We start from the raw sequence: 22,191 nt of genomic DNA, 5'->3' as shown, positions 1-22,191 counted from the left end.
TCGCGCGGTCGGGCGGCGTCCGTATACTGTTTACCTGTAAACCACAGACTGTTGGTTAGAGGTGCAAGCCTCTCGAAGTTTGGTTCGCCAAGCCAGCATAGGTTGAATGTCATAAGCCTTCTAGAAGGCTGGGTCGCGCAAGCGGCCGATATGGTGCTCTGCCTATGTGCAGGGCATTTTTGTAGGGCTGCAAGTTTTGCAGCAACGCAGTAAAATGCCCATAAACGCCGAAACGTTCCGGATTTCCCGATCAATGGTCGACTCAGGAAGGAACGCCATGAAAAGGCCCGAAAAGGAAGCGGTGATCGCCGAGCTTACGGATCAATTCCGTAATGCCGATGCGGTTTACCTTACCGAGTACCGCGGGCTTACCGTTCCGCAGATTTCCGATCTGCGCGAAAAGCTAGGCCGCGATACTTCCTACTCAGTGGCTAAGAACACGCTCGCTCGCATCGCCGCCAAAGAGGCTGGGTACGAGGGCTTCGATGAAGCACTCGCCGGTCCGTCCGCAATCACCTTCGTCAAGGGTGATTACGTCGAGGCAGCGAAGGTCCTGCGTGACTTTGCCAAGAAAAACAAGGCCCTCGTCATCAAGGGTGGTTTCGCAGACGGAACCATGTACGACGCCGAAGGCTTCATGAAACTCGCGAGCCTCGAATCTCGCGAAACCCTGCTCTCCAGGATGGCAGGCGACCTCAAGGGCACTATGTCCAAGGCCGCTCGCACGTTCGTCGCTCTGCCCACCAAGGCTGTGCGTACGTTCGACGCCCTGCGCGAAAAGCAGGAAAAGGCCGCTTGATTTTCTCGCGGTTTCGGCCGCGTGAACACCAAGCAGTTTTGCAGTGAATAATTAAAGATATTTTAAGAATTTAGGTGACGGAAACCAACAAAACATCCGCCGCCATGATTGAAAGGAAGCCATTATGGCTAAGCTCTCAAGCGATGAGCTCCTCGATGCGTTCAAGGAAATGACCCTGGTTGAACTCTCCGACTTCGTCAAGAAGTTCGAGGACGAGTTCGACGTCGAGGCTTCCGCCCCGGCCGTCGCCGTTGCCGCTGCTCCTGCCGCTGGTGCAGGCGCTGCCGAAGAAGAGAAGACCGAGTTCGACGTCGTTCTCTCCTCCTTCGGTGACAAGAAGATCCAGGTCATCAAGGCTGTCAAGAACATCACCGGCAAGGGCCTGGCTGACGCCAAGGCGCTCGTCGACGGTGCTCCTACCACCATTCTCGAGAAGGCCAAGAAGGACGACGCCGAGAAGGCCAAGTCCGAGCTCGAAGAGGCCGGCGCCACTGTCGAACTCAAGTAGTTCCTTCCTGTTGCAGGCTTAAGGCAATAGCGGCATAAAGCCGATGGCTGCCTGAAAGTTTCAACAATCGTCGCAAACCCTGTGTGCGGAACCTCCGCTCGCAGGGTTTGTTCATTTTGTCGGCTATCGTAGTATCTGTGGCCTGTTTCCGAATGAAAACAGAGCAGGCTCATGCGTAAAGGTTGTCAATGTCTGTCATTTTTCTGTTGAATTCATTGAAAACATGGCAGAATGGCATTAGCGCAACAATTGTGTATAAGGGGAGGCCGCAAGGTGTCTGATCCGCGAACGACGAAACATTGGGTCATCAAAGTCAATGGCTCTACGAAAGTCGATGTCGGCCCCGGCGAAAACGTCGAGATCGGCCGTAGACCTCTGCGTCCGCTTGCTGATGACGGACATCGAAGGCTGGAGATCGACGACGATACCCGTTCGATGTCGAAACGCCATGCGGTCTTCACCGTCGCCGCCAATGGTGGGGCATCGGTCACCGATATGAATTCCACCAATGGTTCATATGTCGTGGGCGAAAACGGCTTGAAGCCCCTTACCCCCAATCGGGATTTTATTTTTCCGGATTCACCGATGAGATTGCAGTTCGGGGATGTACCAGTTGATTTCGTGCGGATTGACGTTGAGGAACATTCCGTGGATGACAATCCGGTAACCGATTTGTTCGATTATGCCTTGGATGGTGGTGAAAACGCCGATATCGAGCCGGATATGGCCGATATGTCGGTGGACGACATCCTGAACCTGCGTGCCGGCGAACCCACTATGGCTTTCAGCGCGGCAGACGTGGCCAGCCGTCTTGGCGCTTCGGAATCGGCTAGCGCACAATCCGGTCTGGATTCACAGAAATCCAATGGAGCGACTACGGGTGATGCGAAGAACAACGTTGAGCAAGCACCCGGTGAGGCTCCGTTGCCCAATAACGGTTCTGATGGCAGACGTATCCGCAACGGGCAAAACGATCATGCCATCGATCAGATTTCGCTCAATGTAATGGCACCGCAGACTTCCCCCGTTGATGTTCAGGCACGCGATCTGTTCAAGGATGCGTTGCAAAGTGAAGCAGCGGAAAAAGCGGCTGGGACTGATGCCGGTCAAGGGAATATTTCCGCCGAGCAAAGTCTTGCTGCCGGGCAAGGTAATGGTCAACCCTCAGCCGGTTTCGTTGACGCAAGCAGAAACGTATCATCACAAAGTAATCAGAACCAATCGCAACAGGGAATGCAGCAGGTCTCACTGCCAACGAGGCTCGGTGACGAGCACAACCCGTCGAAGGTTTCTGCCGAGCATCGGCCTGTGGACAGGCAAGCCGGTACGCAGCCAGCGGTAAATGGCAATGACGGGGAAGCTTCACAGATGCGGTCGCAACAAGCGGTTCTGGGGCCGCAAACCATGGCCGGGCAACAAACTGCGCAAACGCAGCAAGCAACCATGCCGCAAGAGCAAGGCGTGCAGTCGCAACAGCAGCCCGAAGCGCACCAGCAAGCGATGCCGATGCCGCAGTCGTCGTCCCAACAGGCGGCATCACAACAAGCCGTTATGGCGCAGCCAACGTCTGTGAAACAGACCGCGTCGCAACGAACCGAGCCACAGCAAGCCATGCGGCAGCAAAGGCAGTCGCAAGAATCCGTGCCACAGCAAACACAAACGCAGCAGACGAATCAACAGGTTGGTGTCACTGCAGGGCAACAGGCTCCGGCACGTTACGTAGCGCCGCGGCAAACGGATCAGGCAGGTAATCGTTCGAATGCTTTTTCTGGTTCGTTCCAGGCCTCTGGCGACCAGAATGAAGCGGTATTCGTTCCCATGAATGCCAACCCCCAGCAGTCGGCCGGTGGCGGTGCCCGTGGCAAAACGCCTTTCGTCAATTCGCAGAACGGCAGAACAACGGCCCAAGTCTCTGAGGAACGCAATAAGTTCATGCCTCCAGTGCAAGTCGATACCTCCGCTACGCAGATATCGGAACCTACCATCAGCGATGGTGGTGCGATTGATGCGACGCAAACATTCAAGCCTGTGTTTGAGGCCGGTTCGGTTTTTGAAAAGGTCTCGAACGGAGAATTCGACCAGCCCCAACCTGAGGTTCAGGTGGAGGGCATGAATTCGGAAGAAGCCAAACGAACCACTGATTTCGGCGTGCAATTTGAAATGGCGAAGCATCCTGAGCTTTTGCCGTTCCTTGCAATGAATCCTTCACTGTATGACGATTTGTATGCGTGGCTTTCAGCTGTAGGCAACGATGATATCGATGCCGCGTTGTCGCAGAATTCAGGATATCTCGAGTATCGTAGCGAGGTCGGGGAGGGACGCAAGCAATGAGCGAGACGAACCAGACAAAAAAAGGCATCGAATCGATGCGCAAATGGTACGACGATTATCGTAGCGGACTTGTTCCCTCGCCTTTGGAAGACGTTGGACAGCTTGCCGCGCAGCTTGACCTGACCCATGCACATCCTTCGGGGATAGCGCAGCTTTTCGCCAGCGGTCACACGACGCTTGATTCCATGTTTCGTGATGCAGGTATGCTTCGAGCCGCCGGGCGCAGGCTTGAACGTGTCCTCGACGACAAGGCCGTCAAGACGAGGGCTACTGGGGTGGCTGAATTGTCGTTGGTGGTCGGCGTTGCCACTTGGCAGGGTAACTCGGTGCCGGTCCTGCTCTATCCCGTCGAGGTACGCCGTAAGCCGGGTGGTCGGGAAACCGATGCCGTTATTCGTTTCACCGGACACGTGAGCCTCAATCCCGCTTTCACCACAGCGATGCATGAACAACACATCGACATCAATGAGTCTGCTCTGTTCGACGGCAGAAATTATGCCAGCGGGACTCCTGACACGTCTTCGGTATTCACTGCCATCACCGACGAAGTGAAGCCCAAGATCACGGATTTCGATATCGAGCGCAACATCATTCTGGGTTGTTTCATGGACCCCGCCACCAAGATGCTTGCCGAAAGCCGTCATATCATCGACTCCTTGAGCACTAGGCCAAGCGGCAACATGGCGCTCGACGCTTTGGCCGGCAACGCTGATGCCATCAGCGCCTTGAAGGACGCCAAGCTTCCCAGTTTCAGTCCTTTTGATGCCGATCCTCACGGTGAGCATGAAGCCGGGGATGTCGACAACTCGGTACGTTATGCTGCCAACATGGCAGCACAGGGTCATTCGATCTTTGTCGATGACGCCTCTGGCAACGACACCGCGCAGATTGCAGCTGCCATCGCTTCGCGTTGTGTATCCGCCGGACGGACTGTGCTCTATGTCCCCGGAGTGGCTGCGCAAAAGAAGCGCTTCAGCCGTGAAATGGATTCCTTCTGTATGGGCAGCCGAGTCATCGACATGGCCGATTCGAAGGCCACGCAGCAGATCGACAAAGAGTTGATCGCGGCTGTCGGTTTCCAACCCGGGGCTTCCGTCGCCCGCTTCGACCAAGTGTCCGACGAGCTGGTAGGGGTGCGCTCGCGGTTGACCCGATACCTCGGTGACCTGCACGGGGTAAGTCAGGAATGGGGCGTTTCCGCCTATCAGACCATTCAAAACCTTGCCAGCATTTCGGCGATGCCGACCCATCCTGCCACGCATGTTCGGCTTTCCAACCAGGCGGCAAGAGCCATTGCCCCGCATATGGAAGACTGGGTCAAGAAGCTGCGCCAGGCAGGCGAATGCGGTGAATTCACCATCGGACCGCAAGACACAGCCTGGTACGGAGCGTCGATCTTTTCCGAGAATCAGGCCATCGAGGCCTATCAGAAGGTTGAGAATCTGTTGCAGCGCCTTCTGCCTGCAACCCGTGACCAAGTGGCATCGGTGGCTGAGACCTGCGGATTTCCGGTACCTTTGACGGTTCAGGAATGGAGCCGTCAGGTGACGGTTTTGAAGAACCTGCGCCGCGTGCTTGATGTGTTCCAACCTGAGATTTTCGAACGTGACATCGACTCCATGATCGAGGCCAGCAAGCCCAAGGCCCAACGCAAGGCCGAGGGGACGAATATGGGCTTCTGGGAGCGGCGTCGTCATATCAAAGAAGCCAAGAGTCTGCTTCGCGCCGGATCCCAAGTTGAGGATTTGCACGATGCGCTGAAGGTTGTGGACAAGCAGTCGGCGCAGTGGCATGAAATCGTTCCCCATGGCGGTTGGCCGGTGCTGCCGCCGAAACTGGACGATATTGTGGAGACACAGGAATCGCTGATGCGCGACATCACCGCGCTCGACACCATCTTGTCCACCACCGTGGAAGGCGGCGACCTGCAAAACGTCAATCTGGCGAGGTTGGAAGAAAGGCTTAAAAGCCTGTATTCCGACCGCAAGGCGCTCGATACATTGCCGAATCGTGCCTGCCTCGAACGCGATTTTCATTCCGTGGGGCTTGATGCGCTGATCGATGACCTGCGCAACAGGCATGTGGACGTAAATGCTGTGGAAGGCGAGCTTCAGCTTTCCTGGTGGACGACGGTCTTTGAAGACATTGTTCGTTCTTCTGCCATCATCTCGAATCAGGATGGTTCCGCGTTGCAGTCCGCGGCCGATCGCTTTGTGCAAGTCGACATCGACCATGTCAATTCCGTGGGGCCCATGCTTGAGCAGGAGTCGATGCGTCGCCTGTGCGATATGTTGTTCTCGCATACGCAGGAGGCTAATCAACTGCACACGCTTTTGGCCAGTAATGCGCGGGTCCCATTGAATCGTATCATTCAGGAATATCCGCAGATTTTCGCTGCTGCCAAGCCAGTGATCATGGCTACTCCGTTTACGCTTACCGTGCTGAGCAACCCCGATCCGCTGGCTGATGTGGCCATCGTCGATGCCGCTTCCCATATTCCCGCGCTTGAGTTGCTGAGCGTTTTGAGTCGTGCCAAGCGTGTGGTGGCCATCGCACATCAACCCACCATCACTTGTGAATCGTTGAAGGCGTTGGTGGCGCTGTTGCCAAAAATCACGGTTGGTTCCCGACCTGTGTGCCGCGATCCGCGTCTTTCGCTTTTCCTTTCGGCCCAAGACTATGGCAGTGCTGAAAGGGATGTGTCCACCGAATCGATGGAAGGTAGGACTCGTCTGCATCGGGTCGAGGCGAATGGCGTTCCTGTACTTGCCACCGGATTGGTGGAAAGCAGCCAACAGGAGATTGATGAGGTCCTTGCCATCATCAAGCAACGTGCCGCGAGCTTCACTGTGGTGCCAACCGATTATCTGCTTGCCGTGGTCACATTGACTCCGGTGTTTCGCACCAGGCTGGGTGCCGAACTCAAATCCTTGGCCAGCAAAAATGAGGCGATGGGTCGTTTCCTCCGTCATGTGCGTCTTGTCGATATCGATGATGTCGCCGGTGTGCGCGCCACTGATGTAATCCTTTCGCTGTGTTTTGCCAAGACGACTCATGGCCGTCTCCTCCAGCAGTTCGGTTCCTTGGAAGGCGAAGGCGGGGACGGCAAACTGCTCGACGCCCTTGCACTGGCCGACCGCAATCTCGATATCATTTCCGCTTTCGGTTCCGAGGACATGGAGGACGATCGTCTCCACCAGCCAGGACCGAAGCTTTTGAAGGTTATGCTGAATTGGGCCGAACATTTGGGCAAGGAAGTGGTACGGCCCCCGATGTCGCTGAAGGGCGACAATGTGCTCTTCGATGATTTGGCTGATCGCATTCGTGCACGCGGGCTCAAAGTGGCCGCCAATTATGGTTTCGATGGTGGCATCTCCATTCCTCTGGTTGTCGGTTTGAAGGACAAGCCGTTCTCGTTGGCGGTAATGACCGATGACGCGCGCTTCATGGGCATCCAGTCCACGCGCAGACGTCACCGTGTGCTGATGCAGGATCTGACTTCACTGGGATGGTCGGTGATGACGGTATGGAGCGTGGCCGCTTTCGTCAACCCGGATAAGGAAGTCGATCGTATCGTCAGCCGCATCAGTGATCTGTATCGTGAGGTACGTTGATGGCTGGCGCTTACAATCCCAATCGCCGGTCGTCCCGTACGCATCGACGTGTGGTGCGTGAAGGCAATGAGCGCTTCGACGTCGACGGTGAGGAACCTGACCCTTCCGATCGCCATACTCAGGGGCGCAAGCAGGATGATGACGACAAACGCATTCTGAGTGAGTTGCCTCCGCATTGGGGTATTTTCAGTGAGCGGGACAGGTAACCGATATCGGTTCGATGGCAACGGGTAATGGCAGCAGTTGGGCTATTACTCGTTGCTGTTTGTGATTCGAATCGTAACATCGGTTTGTGGTCATCAGATTGGTTCAGAGGCTTTGAATTGTTTCTCGGTCTTTTGATTATGGCGCATGGGTCATGGTTTTTCCTTTCAGAAAAAGCTAAAAGCATGGTGAGGCATGGAATCTTGTGGATTGCCGCTTTTCACTCCGGAAGACTTCATGGTGAGTCCACTTAAAAATCGCTTGGCCTGGTTGGTTGATTTGCATCCTGAGGCAGTGTGCTGATTTCTTTAGCGCTTGGCTGCCATGATCGGCATACGTTCCTGGACCGCCATGATGCGTGCGGCATCTTGTGGTGGCATGGCAAGTTGCGTTGTCGTAATACCGCTGTCATCGCGGTGTGCGCTTCCGGTTACCGTGGCCTGCTGTGCCAGCATGCAGGTTTCTCCGTTTGACTGGTTTGTTGCGAACACATTTTTGGTATGCAGGCCGACTTTGCTGTTGTCAGTTTCTGATTGTCGCCTCGGTCCAGCTGAGTCTTTTCCAACATTGCTCGCAGTAAAAAAGTCCATGGCAGCAACGTCTGATTGCTGGGCTGCCGAGTCTTTTTGAGCAGGCATATTCGCTAGAGTGTCGCATCCGGCGCTGCCGACAAGAGAAACTCGATCACCGGGAATCAATGCGGTCCCGGAACCGGTCACTTTGACATCGATCACCGTCAACCCCGGCTTGATTACGGGAGAGGCGCGAGCCATGGGCCGGCAGACAACACTGCCTGATTCTATATCCACTTGGGCGATCTGTCCCGTAACGTCATTTTCAGCGGCGAAAACGTCCGCCAATGCAGGGCTATCAGCGATATGCACTGTTCGCAGGTCATCCGCGTGTATTGTTTGGCCTCGCTTGATTGCATGGGTCGCCGTGACTGCCGATTTGGTGGCGACGCTGCTGGAAATGGACTGAAGCGCGAAGAAAACGGCAAGTCCCACGCATAATGCGGCGAGTATGGTGCGTGTCTGACGCAGGGTTCGCCGCTGTTTGAGCGTCGGCTTCTTGACGTTCAAACGCTGCTTGCTTCTGCTTTGGAAAAGGTTCATGACTCCATGATGAACCAAAATTAGAAATTACCGGGTAAAAAACGGGTAGTGTGGTCGAATGCCATGGCTTATCAACAATTGAGGCGTGTCGCTGTGGAGAGTGCAAACAAGTTATCCACAACACAGATTTTGAGCTTTGCATACCAATTTGGGCACAATAGTCTAACGGTAAAGGTACAAAAACGCAGAACACAAAAATCAAAAACCAGCATTCGAATTAATGCAGATTATCGGTTTTTAAGAAAATTCAGTATGGGTGCAATCATTTTTTCGAAGATGACGAGCCGCCCTTATCAGTGCGATAGAAGCCGTGACCCTTGAATTCGATGGGTACCGCTGAATAGACCTTGCGCACCTGCTCTTTGCCGCATTTCGGGCAGACGGTAATCGGGTCGTCGGAGAACGACTGCTGCTCGGTGAAATCGTATCCACAGTTCTTGCAACGGTAATGATAAGTAGGCAACGGTCCCTCCACAAAAGTAAAAGCTCAACAATTCAACTGTTCATATCCTAGTCCCAGCCCTGACGCCCGTTCGTTTCAGGTGAAGCCAGAAGTCTTCGCGCAACGGCCTATCGGCCATAAAATCGGTCAACGACGCTTGAATATGGACTATCGGGACAAGATGTTTCCCGGCATTGGCTAATGAAGCCGAATCAGGCGTTCTGGCGTAATGATTGCATCCACCGGTATATCATGCGCTTCACATGGCACCGCGTCATGGCGGTCAATGAATTCCCAATCCCAACAGACCCCGACTTTCAGCGTATTGCTCCGACAAAGCCCGAGCACTTGGTCGTACCACCCGCCGCCGCGCCCAAGCCGGGTTCCGTCCAGATCGATCGCGAATGCCGGTATGAATGCGATTTTGGCATCGGCAATGGCACTTGGCGCCAGAACCTCGCCTTCAGGTTCCTCCGGCCTCAGCCCGCCTGCAGCGGTGCGTGGCATTGCACGCAATCCGCTTTTCCCGCAATATTCACTCCAACCGATGTCGCGTCCGCGTCCGAGCCGCGGCACCAGCACCCGCAGCTTCTGCCCGGTGAGCGCATCAAGCAACCCCAGCGTCGGCACTTCCGTTCCCATCGAAACGTACGCTACTGCCGTATCTCCGGGTTGAAAAGTCGCAGGTTCTCCTCCGGAAAACAGTGACAAGGCAGGTTTGGGCGATACGACTTTCGTGGTATCAGTGGAAAGTTCGTCCAATAGCATCTTTGTGTTTTCAGCAAGACGGATTGATGCTTCTGCACGTGCTGCAGCTTCTATTTGTTTGCGTTTACTGATGGCGGCATGTCTCATTGCTTGTTTCAACATGAGAGTTGTTTCAGCATCGTTAGCCATGCTCCAATCCTATGCGCAAGCGGAGTCAGAGCAAGAGTCCGAAACAATAAACGCAATACAAATACATATAGGAACGATGTCGCTTTCAGTCTTTCTATGTCTTGAGTTTGCATAAGAATTAAATAGATAAATTTCGGTTCGATGAGGTGCTGGAAAGAGAAAACGATGATAAAGATGAGACAGGTGCTGACGTTCGCGGCGGCTGCGATAGTCGGTATGGTGATGGTGGTGCCGGCGGTAGTCAAGTCCGACGGCAGCCATAAGGCCGATGCCAATGCGATTGCCGTGGGCTACTCCAATCCGGTGCTGGCAAGGGGGTCGGCGGCTGCGGATCAAGAGACAAATGACGCTGCGAATATTTTCGATTCCGTTGTGATCAATGCCGTAAATCGTATCAGCATTGATTCCACAAATTACAATCATTCGCCAGACGCACTCATAAAAATAAAGATTCCGGGAAACACCCAGTCGTAAAGGATCCATAAACGCATCCGGTTATGGATGGCAGTGGATTCCTATGGTTAGTAGGTTGGTCGCCTATGTATCGGGTCACCGCAGCGGCCCGAAGCGTATCATGAACGTGTGTCAGTCTTTCGATCGCTGCGCAATGCGCTTACGCCCAACCCCCATGCCATCGTCATGCCGCGTGAGTTGGTGCCTCCCGACGGTGCCATCCAGATTCGTCTGCGCCCGATGGTCGCCGAAGACGAGGCTGGATGGAACGAAACCAGACAGCGCAATGCGGCGTGGCTTGCGCCTTGGGATTCCAACGATCCGATGCATGGTCCATCTTTGAGCTTCAACACGTGGTTGCAGCGTCAGCGTCTTGATGAGGAGTCGGGGACTGGAGCACTGTTCGTCATTGAATATCAAATGGCAATCATCGGCCAGATTTCCGTGGGCGCGATGTGCTACGGATCGATGCGCAGCGGCAACATCGGCTACTGGGTCGACCAAGGCCATGCGGGGCTTGGTGTGGCGCCGTTGGCGGTAGCGATGCTTGCGGACTGGGCGATGTTCAGCCCCACCGGCCCCCAAATGCATCGTCTCGAGATATCGATGCTGCCCGAAAACGAACGCTCCCGTCGGGTAGCACAGAAATTGCAGGCCCATCACGAGGGTCTTCGTCTTAAGAGCATGTATATCCACAATCAGTGGCGAGACCATGATGTGTATAGTTTGCTGGCTGAGGATGTGCCGCAAGGATTTACAGGCCGTTTGCTCGCATGACGCGCCCGAATTACACGCATGTGAAAAGTCACTAACTCTATCTATTCTTAAGTGTATGGATTATGCGTGGGTGAGCGGCGTTGTTGTGCTGGTCATTCTTGCTATCCTGATACTCGGTTGGCTGCCACGGCAAACCGAGGATAGTATGAAACGAGTGGTCGAGCATCGCGAAGACAAGTATTCGCCGTCGTTGCATCTGGTTGATGCCGACAGCGGTACTCGATTTTCGGATGATCGCCGACCTTCGTCGGAAGGGGTTGTCGTGCAATCAAAGCAAAAAGGCATTGCCGAGGGGGTATCCCACGTGCCGGCTGCGCAATCACGAAAATCCACAAAGGCCGCGAAAGAACGGGCGAAAATCGCTCACATTCGTGAACTTCGTCGTCAGGCGGCACACAGACGTGCCATTATTTCCGCAACCTTGCTGCTTGTCACTGTTGTAGTGCTCGGCATTTCATTCCCGCTTAAGTTCAGCCCGTTATTCGCATTGATTCCTGCCGCTTTGCTGGCAGTCGTCGTGGCGTTGGGGATCCGTACCGCCAATCATGCGCGTGCGTGGGAACGCAATCTCAAGGCGAAGCATACCGAGCAGACCAAGGCTGTTACCCACCGCGATGATGCTCATGCCCATACTCAGGCGGTCAAGCAGCGTAGTCAGGCTACGGCTTCGGCTAAGGCTAACGCTTCTGCTTCTACCGATGAGCAACCTACCGGCATGATGGCCGAACACGAAATCGAACAAGCCCTCAAGGCGACGCAGGCCGAAAAAGACCGTGTCGAAAAGCGTCGCGCCAAGCGCGAGTCTCGAGTCGACCGCCAACAGGCCAAGCCCGTTTCTGATAAACAGACGAATAAATCTGCTGACGTTTCCCAAAAGTCGGCAGCAGCACCAACTTTGGATACCAAGTCGCGTGACGAGGTGAAGTCCGATGCACTTCAGAAGCAGATGCACTCGGCTTCGGCTCATCATTCACAGCCTCAAGATGACAACGCGGCGAAGGCGAAAGCGAAGAATGCCGAAAAGTCTTCGCATGCTCAGTGTCAGCATACGACTGACAAAAAGGTTGTCAAGGCCAGCAAAACCAAAGAAAACCAGCTAAATCAGGTCAGCGATGCCACGCATGAGCTGAAGCAGGTTCATCCGGCGCAGGCTTTGGATGTCGTCGATCTGGCACCGAATCAAGATTTGATTTCGTTCTCGTTGGGTGCGCCGCGCAATGGTGTTGAGGTCAAGCACGAGGAGCCGAAGAGTCTGGAAATCAAGTCCACCCGTCAGGTTTCCAAGGCTGTAACCGAATCCAAAGACACTGAAAAGGTATCTTCTCAGACTTCGCAACAATCCGAGGAATCAGCCGGAAGCATTGGCCGGAATCAAGCAGAAGATTCGGATTCGGCGGTTTCATCGGCATCTGGGAACGAAACCAACGCTCACGATTCTTCTTCGGGGAAGCGAGTCCGGAAGAAGAATCACAAGCGCGTTCGGGCGACGGCCAAGCGGATACATAACGCCACGCAGCGTAACAACGCTACTACGACCGATAAGAAACCGACGTATACCAACGATCCTGAGAAGTTCCATGCTGCGGAGGTCTCTGCCGAAACGGAAGCGCCGGCGGTCTCCTCGGACTCGTTGGGGACGGGTCTGGAAAAGATTCTCGAACGTCGCAACGTCTGAGGTGGATGACGTAGCCTTTTGATGATTCCCATCATTGGCAGCAAATGGCAAGATGGCCTTTTGCGGATTCAATTTAGCCAGATGGTGGGCCCATCCAGACAGCGCGGCCTAGCCAGATGGTGAGGCCCTGCATTTGTCTCAGTGTTTAGGGTATGTGCTCGACGCTCAAGTCGGCTTATTGGCTCCTTCCGAGGTCTCGTGTAGAAGCATGTGGTTTCTGCCGATCCGCTGACGGCCAGGCATTCAGGTGCGCATCTGAAGCGTCAGAATATTGGATTCGTGCTCATCGCACATTTGTGTGCATCTGCACATTTATTTTCCGCGATATTTCTTGGAAATACAACATAATCAGCTTCAATTGTGAAGGTTTCACTCAGAGCGTTAGCACTCGGGTTGGCAGAGTGCTAATTTTCGCGCTACGATATATAGGTAAGCGCAAAGGGACGGTGCCGAAAGTGATCGTCAGCCTCTGAAAGCGGTGTCCTCGCGCGAGGAAATAAACTCTCACTTAAGAAAGAGGAGGTCCACAGTGTCGATCTCACTTACACCGTTGGAAGACAAGATTATTGTCAAGCAAGCCGAAGCGGAGACGCAGACGTCATCCGGCCTTTACATTCCGGACAACGCCAAGGAGAAGCCGCAGCAGGGCGAAGTTTTGGCCGTCGGTCCGGGTCGTCGCGACGACAACGGCAACCGTATCCCGATGGATGTCAAGGTCGGGGACAAGGTCCTTTACTCCAAGTACGGCGGCACCGAGGTGCACTATCAAGGTGAGGATTACCTCATCGTCGGTGCCCGCGACGTGCTCGCGATCCTGAACTGATTGCCGTAATCGCCAAGTTTGATTTGATAACGATGCGTCCCAGCCATGCAGATGGTGGCTGAGGCGCATTGTTTGTTTTGTGCGGAAACTTTTTGCGCGGCCAGGAATCAGTAAATCGATAATGTGTCGGGAAACCTTTGGCGCCTCGATTCGAAGATTGTGCCGACCAGACAATCTTCGAATCGAAAAGGAATGACAATTATTGCAATGCTGTGAGAGGTATAGGTTTTAGCGATTGTATTTCCGGTTTAATATGGCTGACATTCGTTTTTCTTGCGTCTTTTATCGCGGTTCGTAAGTGTAAGTCTTCCGGTCTGGTTCGATAGTGATAAGCATATCGTAATGTCCGTCTTAAAAGCGAGCCGCAACGTGTGCAATATCGCTTATTGCGGCTTACAATGACGGTTATGACTTTCAAACATCGTGCCATAGTTGATACCATCCCCGCCTACAAGCAGGGCAAGCCGGCCCCCGCAGTCGCGGGCCAGCGTTCCTACAAGATCTCCAGCAATGAGAATCCGTACCCGCCGCTGCCCAGCGTGCGCAAGGCCATCGAAGACCACGCGCTCGACCGCATCAACCGTTACCCGGACATGGGCGGCTGGCAGGTCATCGAACGCCTTGCCAAGGATTACGGGGTCGGCCAGGACGAGATCGTCTTGGGTTGTGGTTCCACCGAGGTCATCACCCAGTTGACCAACCTCTTGGCCGGTCCCGGAGACGAGGTGATTTACCCGTGGCGTAGCTTCGAGGCCTACCCGATCATCGTCTCAGGCGCAGGTGCGACCAGCGTCCAGATTCCCAACCGTCCCGACGGCGGCCACGACATCGACGCGATGATCGCCGCGATCAACGACAAGACCCGCATGATCATTGTCAACAACCCGAACAACCCGACCGCCTCATCGGTGAGCGACAAGGACGCCCGCCGTCTGATGGAAGCCGTCCCCAGTGACGTCATCGTGCTGTTTGACGAGGCCTATATCCACTTCAACACCGCACCGGACACCAGCGTCGGCATGAAGCTCTACCGTGAGTACCCGAACATCGTCGTGGCGCACACCTTCTCCAAGGCTTACGGTCTGGCGGGTCTGCGCATCGGCTATGGCATCGCCCAGCCTGATGTCATCACCGGCATGCGCAAGATGTCGCTGCCCTTCGGTGTCACCCAATCCGCGCAGATCGCGGCCATTGCTTCGCTCGATGCCAAGGGCGAGCTGATGGAGCGCGTGCAGGCGCTGATCGGCGAACGTGGCCGTGTGGTGAAGGCGTTGCGTGAGCAGGGCTGGGACTTCCCGGAACCGTATGCGAATTTCTTCTGGCTGCCCCTTGGCAGCAAGACCGGCGAGGCGGCCGCGCGCTTCATCGCCGCAGGCCTTTCCACCCGTGTCTTCGACGGCGAGGGCATTCGTATCTCCATTGGAGAGACGGAAGCCAACGACCGGGTTATTGAGGTCTGCAAGGACCTGAAGGCTGACGGCATCGCCTGAAAGCGGCGTAGAAGGTAATCGTTGAAAGTGGCCGTCGGGAATATTGCCGACGGCCACTTTGTGTTTGAGGCGTGCTTGTTCATGTTTGCGGCGAATCTGATTGGCGAACCCGGTCTTTGGCTCATCGAGAAGCTTCAAAAACCAATGAACAAGTCGGATTTGCAGCGTGGAAAGCCCCTGCTGTGAAGGTGTCGCGGCACTGTTCCCGACACACTAGGCGTGTCGTGGGCTTGCATCCGTCTGCGGTTCATGGCATTATAGTCAAGTTGCCTGCTTCAAGGCTTTTAAAGTTGCGAAGTGAGTAATTGGCGGATTTCCCAAGCGGTCAAAGGGAGCTGACTGTAAATCAGCCGCTGATAGCTTCAGTGGTTCGAATCCACTATCCGCCACGCCTCGATAGCTCAGTGGTAGAGCACTTCCTTGGTAAGGAAGAGGTCGTGAGTCCGATTCTCACCCGAGGCTCTCTGGCGGGATAGCTCAGCTGGCTAGAGCGTACGACTCATAATCGTAAGGTCAAGAGTTCAAGCCTCTTTCCCGCTACAAACTTCCGACATACGTCGGCAAGAAACGACACGCAGAAGGTGAACCAATGGCAAGCAAAAGCGCCGCAGTCCGTCCGGGCATCACGCTGGCATGCACGGTGTGCAAGGAGCGTAACTACATTACGACCAAGAACCGTCGCAATACCCCAGATCGTCTCGAGCTCAAGAAGTTCTGCCCTCGTTGCGGCAAAGAAACTGTGCATCGTGAGACTCGTTGAGTTTTAGAGCTATACAAGCCTGACTTCGGTCGGGCTTTTTTCATATTTGGACAGACAAACGTTGCAGAGGAGAATGCCGCATGTGGTTGCTGTGTTCAAATAGTAGTCATATGCAGATAGCAGATACAAAGCAGACACAAAACGGAGACAGGTGACGACGGCATGACAAGGCAAACGGATTCGCCAAACTTGAGAACACCAATATCCGGAATGCCGGCGTCCGAGACACCGGCGTCTGGGTTTTCAGCGTCTACGGCATCAACAGCCGGGACGCCAACTTTGGCACAGCTGACCACCATCGATGTGGGCGGGTCGGTCGATCGGTTCATCGAGCCGCAAAGTGAAGCGGAATTCATTGAGGCTGTGCGTGGTGCCGATGCTGCTGGTCTTCCGTTACTGGTCATCGGCGGTGGATCGAATCTGTTGGCGGCCGACGACCCGTTCCCTGGTGTTGTCATACGTGACGCCCGGCGCGGTATTTCGGTATTAAATACTGATATCAGTGCCAATGCGGGTGATGGAGGCGTCGAAACTTCCGGAACCGGCAGGGTTGCGGAAGTCGTCGGAATTTCGGGAATCGACGCATTCACTGGAAACGTAGATGGCGGATCTGCCGGATCCAGCCAATCTGCTGTAGCTGGTGAAATCGTCGAAATCGTGGCCGATGCCGGGGCGAATTGGGATGATTTCGTCGCTTTCTGCATAAAATCAGGTTTTTCCGGTGTGGAAGGCCTGTCGGGGGTTCCCGGGACCGTAGGCGGTGCAGTGGTGCAGAACATCGGCGCATACGGTCAGGAAGTCGGTTCGTCGGTTACTTCGGTCAGGGTCTTTGATCGTAAAGCCGGCACAATAGACATGCTCAGTCCTGCCGATATGCGATTCGGCTATCGCTCTTCAGCCCTCAAAACCTTGGGACATGCAGCGTCATCGGCTTCATTAGACGATACAGACGATTATTTCCCGACTTCGCGTTACGTGGTGCTTTCCGCTACGTTTACCTTGGAATGCAGTCGGACCGGCGAAGTGGCGTTCGGCCAGTTGGCCAAGGCTCTTGGCGTGGAGCTGGGGGAGCGGATGCCGATTGCCGAAATCCGTGAGACTGTACTGAAAATCCGTGCCACCAAAGGCATGCTGGAGGATCCGGGCAGATACGCTTCCCGGTGGATGCGCGGTTGCAAGGATAGGCATAACGTTGTCAACGCCGTCAAAGCGGAAGACCCGGCAAATTCAAATGGTCAAGATATGTCAGATGCTCAGGAACCGCCAGAAATAGATGCCATTCAGGGCGAGGCGGCAAGCGGCGTAGTCGAATACCAGCCGGATTTCGACCGGCACAGTTGCGGCAGTTTCTTTACCAACCCGATACTGACCAGCCAGCAGGCGGCCAAGCTGCCCGCCGATGCCCCGCGATTCGATGCGCTGTTGCCCGATGGCAAGCCCGGCGTCAAGACTTCGGCCGCATGGCTGATCGACCACGCCGGTTTCCACAAGGGCTACAAGGTGCGCCCCGATGCCAAAGCCGGGCTCTCAACCCTGCACACCCTCGCGCTGACCAACCGTGGCGGCGCTCAGGCCAGTGATATCGCCGAACTTGCGAAAACGGTCCAGAACGGTGTGGAAGAACGATTCGGTATCCGTCTGGAACCTGAGCCGGTGGTCGTCGGTCTTGATCTGAGTTGAAAAGCGATATTGCGAGGAGACAAGGCGAAAGTCGTAGAATGGATTTTCTTCTCATATAATTCAAGGATTTTCCGTTCCTGTCAAATACCAACATTTCCTGTTAAGCCGGTAACGCGGTTGTCATATCGGTTTCCTATCCTTTCGGTAGATCTACTCGCGCAGACGCACGAAGCAGGCAAGGGGAGAAGAACTTATGGATCTGTTCAGAACGAAGTCGGTGGAGCAGACGCTTGCCGAAACCACCACCGGCGACCGCAAGCTGGTTCGTAATTTGGGCGCGTGGGATTTGGCGGTCATGGGCGTGGCCGTCGCCGTCGGGGCTGGCATCTTCTCCGTGGGGGCCCAGGCCATCGCCTTCCACGCCGGTCCTGCTGCAATCATCAGCTTCCTCATCGCCGGCATCATCTGCGCAGCAGCGGTGATGTGCTACGCGGAATTCGCCTCGATGATTCCCGCCGCCGGTTCCGCCTATACCTTCACATATACGACCGTCGGCGAACTGATGGCGTGGGTCATCGGCTGGGATCTCATCCTCGAGATGCTCATGGCCAGCTCGGTGATCGCCAAATACTGGAGTGTCTACCTTAACGACTTCCTGCACCTGATGGGCTTCAATTCGAGTACCGAGATCAATTTTGGCTGGTTTACCTTCGATTGGGCCCCGCTGATTGTCGTCGCGTTCTTTACCGTCCTTTTGGTATTTGGTACCAAGATCGGCGCTCGCGTCGACGGCGCGTTCACGCTTTTGAAGATCGGTATCGTCGTTTTCGTGGTCATCGTCGGCTTTTTCTATATCAAGCCGTCCAATTACACCCCGTTCATTCCGCCGTCCCAGCCGGCCAGTTCCGTACCGGGAGCCGCGTCCGACGGCATCATGACCCAACCGCTCTTCCAATGGATCATCGGCCAGCAGCCCACCATCTACGGCATTTCCGGCATCATCTCCGGCGCGGCTCTGGTCTTCTTCGCCTTCATTGGCTTTGATGCGGTCGCAACGGTCAGCGAGGAAACCAAGAACCCTGCCCGCAACGTGCCGCTCGGCCTTGGCCTCGGTATGATTCTCGTCATCATCATGTACGTGCTCGTCACCGTCGTCACCACCGGCATGGTCTCCTATAAGGATCTCGCCAAAGCCAAGAACCCTTCGCTGGCCACCGGCTTCGAGCTAGTCGGTGCCACTTGGGCCGCCAAGATCATCTCGTTTGCCATCGTGCTGGGACTGACGACCGTGGTCATGGTCATGCTGCTGTCCCTGACCCGCGTGGTCTTCGCGATGAGCCGTGACGGTTTGCTGCCGCGTGGCCTCTCCAAGGTGGGCAAGCACGGCACGCCTGCCAAGCTGCAGATCGCCGCCAGCATCGTCGTGGCCATCGTCGCCTCCTGCTTCAACATCAACGTCCTTTCCGACATGATCAACATCGGCACGCTTTCGGCCTTCACGTTGGTCGCGATTTCGGTGCCAATCATGCGCAAGAAGCGCCCCGACCTGCATCGTTCGTTCAAGATTCCGGGCAACCCGTGGATTCCGATCCTCATCGCCATAGCCAACCTCTGGCTGATGCTCAACCTTTCAGTGCTGACCTGGATTCGTTTCGTGGTCTGGCTGCTGATCGGCTTCTGCATCTACTTCGGCTATTCCTACCGACATTCCCGCTTGGGAACCGGCGAACTTGACGCCGACGTCAAAGAGGCCATGGAAAAGAAGAAAGATGAGGAACAGGCCGAGGAAAACCTGGATTTGGCCGGCTTGACGGAAGAGGATACCGAAAGCCGCAGGGCGTAGGTCTGGCTGCGTACCTTTGCGTGTCGCGGTTTCAACCGGATTCGTTCGTTTTGTTGTTCTAAGACGGGCGAATTCGTGATTAGGAAGCTAAAAGGGAAAGAAAAATGGAACTGTTCAGAACCAAGTCGGTAGAACAGGCGTTGGCTGAAACGACTACCGGCGATCGCAAGCTGGTGCGCAATCTGGGTGCGTGGGATTTGGCGGTTATGGGCGTCGCCGTTGCCGTCGGCGCGGGCATCTTCTCCATCGGCGCGCAGGCCGCTGCCTTCCATGCCGGGCCCGCCGCGATCATCAGCTTCCTTATCGCCGGGGTCATTTGCGGGGCTGCGGTGATGTGCTACGCGGAATTCGCCTCGATGATTCCCGCGGCCGGTTCCGCCTATACCTTCACGTATACGACGGTGGGCGAGGTGGTGGCGTGGGTCATCGGCTGGGATCTCATCCTCGAGATGCTGATGGCCGGTTCCGTCGTTTCCAAATACTGGAGCGTCTATCTTAACGATTTCCTGCGTCTGATGGGCTTCAATTCCAGCACCGAAGTCCATCTCGGCTGGTTCACGTTTGATTGGGCTCCGCTGATTGTCGTCGCGTTCTTCACGATCCTCCTGGTACTCGGCACGAAGATCGGCGCGCGTGTCGACGGCGCATTCACGATCCTCAAGATCGGCATTGTCGTTTTCGTGGTCATCGTCGGTTTCTTCTATATCAAGCCGTCCAATTACACCCCGTTCGTTCCGCCGTCCGAACCTGCCAGCAAGGTGCTGGGTCCGGCTTCCGGAGGCGTGATGACCCAGCCGCTTCTGCAATGGGTCACCGGCCAGAAGCCCACCGTTTATGGCGTTTCCGGCATCATCTCCGGCGCGGCTCTCGTTTTCTTCTCGTTCCTGGGCTTTGATGTGGTGGCCACGGCCAGCGAAGAGGCGAAGAACCCGAAGCGCAATGTGCCGCTGGGTATCGGCATCGGCATGCTGATGGTCATCGTGATGTACATGCTTGTCGCCGTCGTCACCACCGGCATGGTTTCTTATAAGGATCTCGCCAAGGCAAAGGACCCGTCGCTCGCCACCGGTTTCGAGCTTGCGGGGGCGACCTGGGCGGCCAAGATCATCTCCTTCGCCATTGTCATCGGTCTGACCACCGTGGTCATGGTGCTTTTGCTCGGTCTGACCCGCGTGGTCTTTGCGATGAGCCGTGACGGCTTGTTGCCGCGCGGCCTGTCCAAAGTGGGCAGGCACGGCACGCCGGCCAAGCTGCAGATCGCCGTCGGTGTGCTCGTTGCCATCGTGTCGTCCTGCTTCAATGTTTCGATTCTGGCCGACATGGTCAATATCGGCACGCTTTCGGCCTTCACGCTGGTTGCGATTTCGGTGCCAATCATGCGCAGGAAGCGCCCGGATCTGCCGCGTTCCTTCAAGATTCCTGGTAGCCCATGGGTTCCGATCCTGATCGCCGTGGCCAATTTCTGGCTGATGCTCAATCTCACGGTTTTGACCTGGATTCGTTTCGTGGTCTGGTTGCTGATCGGTTTCTGCGTTTATTTCGGCTATTCCTACCGCCACTCGCTTCTCGGCACAGGCCAGCTCGATGCCGATATGGAAAAGGCCATGGAGGAAAAGGCGGATACGCAAAAGGCGGACGTGCAGAAGGCCGATGCGCAGAAGGGCGAGGAAAACCTGGATTTGGCCGGCTTGACGGAAGAGAACACCGAAAGCCGACGGGCCTGAACCTACTTCGAGGTCATTGTATTGTGACATCTTTTGCCGCAACCGATTTTGAACAAAGAATGAATTCTTTGCGTTTGAGTTTTTCTTCATGCGTAGCCAAACAATGGTGATGAAGACCGCGTATCTGAAAGGCTTGCGGAACAGATTTGTCTGCACCTTTGCTCAAACATTCAAGCTGGCGTGTAAATCAGTTTGATGATTGGACATGTTCTTGTTTTGGCAGTTTTCTATGGTGTTCATCGCTATGGAAAGAGCAAGGTTTCTTTATTTCATGGTGACGGTGTCCACCGGTAAACGCGGGGTATGGGTATTTCGACATTTTGTCGTGCCTATGGCCGAATTCGGCCCGTCGTTGCTCCAACGTAGGCTGATACTACTTGAAGGTTGTAAGGAGGCCTCCTCAATGGCTTATGTGATTGCTCAGCCCTGCATTGACGTCAAAGACAAGGCGTGCGTGGACGAATGCCCGGTCGACTGCATTTACGAGGGAGATCGTACGCTCTACATCAATCCCAACGAGTGCGTGGATTGCGGCGCTTGCGAGCCCGTGTGCCCCACCGAGGCGATTTTCTACGAGGACGACGTGCCTGAGGAATGGGCTTGGTACAAGGATGCTGCGGTCACGTATTTCAACGATATCGGCGATCTGGGCGGCGCTCAGGCCGCAGGCCCGTCCGGCAAGGACGAGGCCCGTATCGCCGCGCTTCCCCCGCAGAATCAGGACTGATTCTCAGACCTCGCGTTTAAGACGTTCAAACCCGCGAATTTCACTTTATCGAGTGAGCTTCGTGGGTTTTGTCGTATCGTACTATTTACATCGTTCTATTTACGGTGCACGTATGTTGATGACTATGTGCTTGTCTTGTCGTTTTACTTGGGATGGAGCCATAGCAATGCTGTATTACGTACCAGGCGTGCATGCCGGCCTAAATATAGCGGGGACTTGTGCTGCAACAATTGTGATTCGGTGACTAGGACGTTTTCCGGGCGATTTCTGGAATGACGACAATATGCCTCAAAAGTTCGTCGGGTCCAACGACATAACGTTCCGTATCCTCGATGGTTATTCGTCTTTTGACTCCATCTATCCATCCATTTCTTCCTTGAAAAGCCAAT

At 55.1% G+C, this 22,191-nt stretch carries 21 protein-coding genes and 3 tRNA genes; 20 read left to right on the top strand and 4 right to left on the bottom strand.

Features of this window, described 5'->3' with window-relative positions; genetic code table 11:
* The first annotated feature begins 277 nt into the window (after positions 1-277).
* From rplJ to PT275_RS05270, 6 genes are all read left to right on the top strand, one after another.
* Positions 278-799, top strand: a complete 522-nt coding sequence (gene rplJ / locus PT275_RS05295; RefSeq protein ID WP_277152990.1) for a 50S ribosomal protein L10 — start codon at positions 278-280, stop codon at positions 797-799.
* A gap of 124 nt (positions 800-923) precedes the next feature.
* The gene (rplL, locus tag PT275_RS05290; RefSeq protein WP_277152987.1) at positions 924-1,307 is read left to right on the top strand and encodes a 50S ribosomal protein L7/L12; all 384 of its coding nucleotides are present in this window, start codon (positions 924-926) and stop codon (positions 1,305-1,307) included.
* A 273-nt stretch (positions 1,308-1,580) separates the two neighbouring features.
* Positions 1,581-3,638 (top strand): FHA domain-containing protein, encoded by a 2,058-nt coding sequence (locus PT275_RS09220; protein WP_277152985.1) that lies wholly within the window; start codon positions 1,581-1,583, stop codon positions 3,636-3,638.
* The gene (locus tag PT275_RS05280; RefSeq protein ID WP_277152983.1) at positions 3,635-7,252 is read left to right on the top strand and encodes a helicase; all 3,618 of its coding nucleotides are present in this window, start codon (positions 3,635-3,637) and stop codon (positions 7,250-7,252) included. Before PT275_RS09220 ends, PT275_RS05280 begins: the two co-directional genes overlap by 4 nt.
* Positions 7,252-7,458 carry a hypothetical protein gene (locus tag PT275_RS05275; protein WP_277152981.1) on the top strand — a complete coding sequence of 69 codons (207 nt, stop codon included), beginning with the start codon at positions 7,252-7,254 and terminating at the stop codon, positions 7,456-7,458. Before PT275_RS05280 ends, PT275_RS05275 begins: the two co-directional genes overlap by 1 nt.
* Positions 7,459-7,485: 27 nt before the next feature.
* On the top strand, positions 7,486-7,710 hold the full coding sequence (locus PT275_RS05270; protein ID WP_277152979.1) for a hypothetical protein: 225 nt from the start codon (positions 7,486-7,488) through the stop codon (positions 7,708-7,710).
* Between the two features lie 54 nt (positions 7,711-7,764).
* Here the strand turns inward: PT275_RS05270 and PT275_RS05265 are convergent, their stop codons facing one another.
* From PT275_RS05265 to PT275_RS05255, 3 genes are all read right to left on the bottom strand, one after another.
* Positions 7,765-8,571 carry an SAF domain-containing protein gene (locus PT275_RS05265; protein WP_277152977.1) on the bottom strand — a complete coding sequence of 269 codons (807 nt, stop codon included), beginning with the start codon at positions 8,569-8,571 and terminating at the stop codon, positions 7,765-7,767.
* Positions 8,572-8,833: 262 nt separating this feature from the next.
* Entirely contained in the window at positions 8,834-9,034 is a 201-nt protein-coding gene (locus tag PT275_RS05260) for an FmdB family zinc ribbon protein (RefSeq protein ID WP_277152975.1), read from the bottom strand.
* Positions 9,035-9,211: 177 nt separating this feature from the next.
* The gene (locus tag PT275_RS05255; protein ID WP_277152973.1) at positions 9,212-9,910 is read right to left on the bottom strand and encodes a 5-formyltetrahydrofolate cyclo-ligase; all 699 of its coding nucleotides are present in this window, start codon (positions 9,908-9,910) and stop codon (positions 9,212-9,214) included.
* 165 nt (positions 9,911-10,075) lie between these two features.
* Here PT275_RS05255 and PT275_RS05250 point away from each other — a divergent pair, with 165 nt between their 5' ends.
* The 13 genes from PT275_RS05250 to PT275_RS05190 all read left to right on the top strand — a co-directional run bounded on the left by PT275_RS05250 (position 10,076) and on the right by PT275_RS05190 (position 21,075).
* The gene (locus PT275_RS05250) at positions 10,076-10,384 is read left to right on the top strand and encodes a hypothetical protein (RefSeq protein ID WP_277152971.1); all 309 of its coding nucleotides are present in this window, start codon (positions 10,076-10,078) and stop codon (positions 10,382-10,384) included.
* A 165-nt stretch (positions 10,385-10,549) separates the two neighbouring features.
* Positions 10,550-11,140 carry a GNAT family protein gene (locus PT275_RS05245; protein ID WP_277153673.1) on the top strand — a complete coding sequence of 197 codons (591 nt, stop codon included), beginning with the start codon at positions 10,550-10,552 and terminating at the stop codon, positions 11,138-11,140.
* Positions 11,141-11,195: 55 nt separating this feature from the next.
* Positions 11,196-12,815, top strand: a complete 1,620-nt coding sequence (locus tag PT275_RS05240; RefSeq protein ID WP_277152969.1) for a hypothetical protein — start codon at positions 11,196-11,198, stop codon at positions 12,813-12,815.
* A 529-nt stretch (positions 12,816-13,344) separates the two neighbouring features.
* On the top strand, positions 13,345-13,638 hold the full coding sequence (gene groES / locus PT275_RS05235; protein WP_277152967.1) for a co-chaperone GroES: 294 nt from the start codon (positions 13,345-13,347) through the stop codon (positions 13,636-13,638).
* A gap of 407 nt (positions 13,639-14,045) precedes the next feature.
* On the top strand, positions 14,046-15,128 hold the full coding sequence (locus tag PT275_RS05230; protein WP_277152965.1) for a histidinol-phosphate transaminase: 1,083 nt from the start codon (positions 14,046-14,048) through the stop codon (positions 15,126-15,128).
* Between the two features lie 21 nt (positions 15,129-15,149).
* Positions 15,150-15,314 carry a hypothetical protein gene (locus PT275_RS05225; RefSeq protein WP_277152963.1) on the top strand — a complete coding sequence of 55 codons (165 nt, stop codon included), beginning with the start codon at positions 15,150-15,152 and terminating at the stop codon, positions 15,312-15,314.
* 121 nt (positions 15,315-15,435) lie between these two features.
* Positions 15,436-15,517: transfer RNA gene (locus tag PT275_RS05220), tRNA-Tyr, on the top strand.
* A 1-nt stretch (position 15,518) separates the two neighbouring features.
* Positions 15,519-15,590, top strand: a tRNA-Thr gene (locus tag PT275_RS05215).
* A gap of 4 nt (positions 15,591-15,594) precedes the next feature.
* A tRNA-Met gene (locus PT275_RS05210) sits at positions 15,595-15,668 on the top strand.
* A 49-nt stretch (positions 15,669-15,717) separates the two neighbouring features.
* Positions 15,718-15,888, top strand: a complete 171-nt coding sequence (rpmG, locus tag PT275_RS05205; RefSeq protein ID WP_277143788.1) for a 50S ribosomal protein L33 — start codon at positions 15,718-15,720, stop codon at positions 15,886-15,888.
* A gap of 279 nt (positions 15,889-16,167) precedes the next feature.
* Positions 16,168-17,568 (top strand): FAD-binding protein, encoded by a 1,401-nt coding sequence (locus PT275_RS05200; protein WP_277152961.1) that lies wholly within the window; start codon positions 16,168-16,170, stop codon positions 17,566-17,568.
* A 193-nt stretch (positions 17,569-17,761) separates the two neighbouring features.
* The gene (locus PT275_RS05195; protein WP_277152959.1) at positions 17,762-19,351 is read left to right on the top strand and encodes an amino acid permease; all 1,590 of its coding nucleotides are present in this window, start codon (positions 17,762-17,764) and stop codon (positions 19,349-19,351) included.
* 104 nt (positions 19,352-19,455) lie between these two features.
* A complete protein-coding gene (locus PT275_RS05190; protein WP_277152957.1) occupies positions 19,456-21,075 on the top strand; it encodes an amino acid permease in 1,620 nt (539 codons plus the stop codon).
* A gap of 13 nt (positions 21,076-21,088) precedes the next feature.
* Here PT275_RS05190 and PT275_RS05185 read toward each other — a convergent pair whose 3' ends face one another.
* Positions 21,089-21,241: a hypothetical protein gene (locus PT275_RS05185; protein WP_277152955.1), complete on the bottom strand. Its 153-nt coding sequence runs from the start codon at positions 21,239-21,241 to the stop codon at positions 21,089-21,091.
* A 237-nt stretch (positions 21,242-21,478) separates the two neighbouring features.
* On the opposite strand from PT275_RS05185, the gene fdxA reads away from it, so the two are divergent.
* Positions 21,479-21,802, top strand: a complete 324-nt coding sequence (fdxA, locus tag PT275_RS05180; RefSeq protein ID WP_277152953.1) for a ferredoxin — start codon at positions 21,479-21,481, stop codon at positions 21,800-21,802.
* Positions 21,803-22,191 lie beyond the last annotated feature (389 nt).

This window comes from Bifidobacterium sp. ESL0745 (assembly GCF_029433335.1).
GTDB lineage: Bacteria > Actinomycetota > Actinomycetes > Actinomycetales > Bifidobacteriaceae > Bifidobacterium.
Note: the sequence above shows the minus strand (reverse complement) of the source record. Positions and strands in the feature narration are given on the sequence as shown.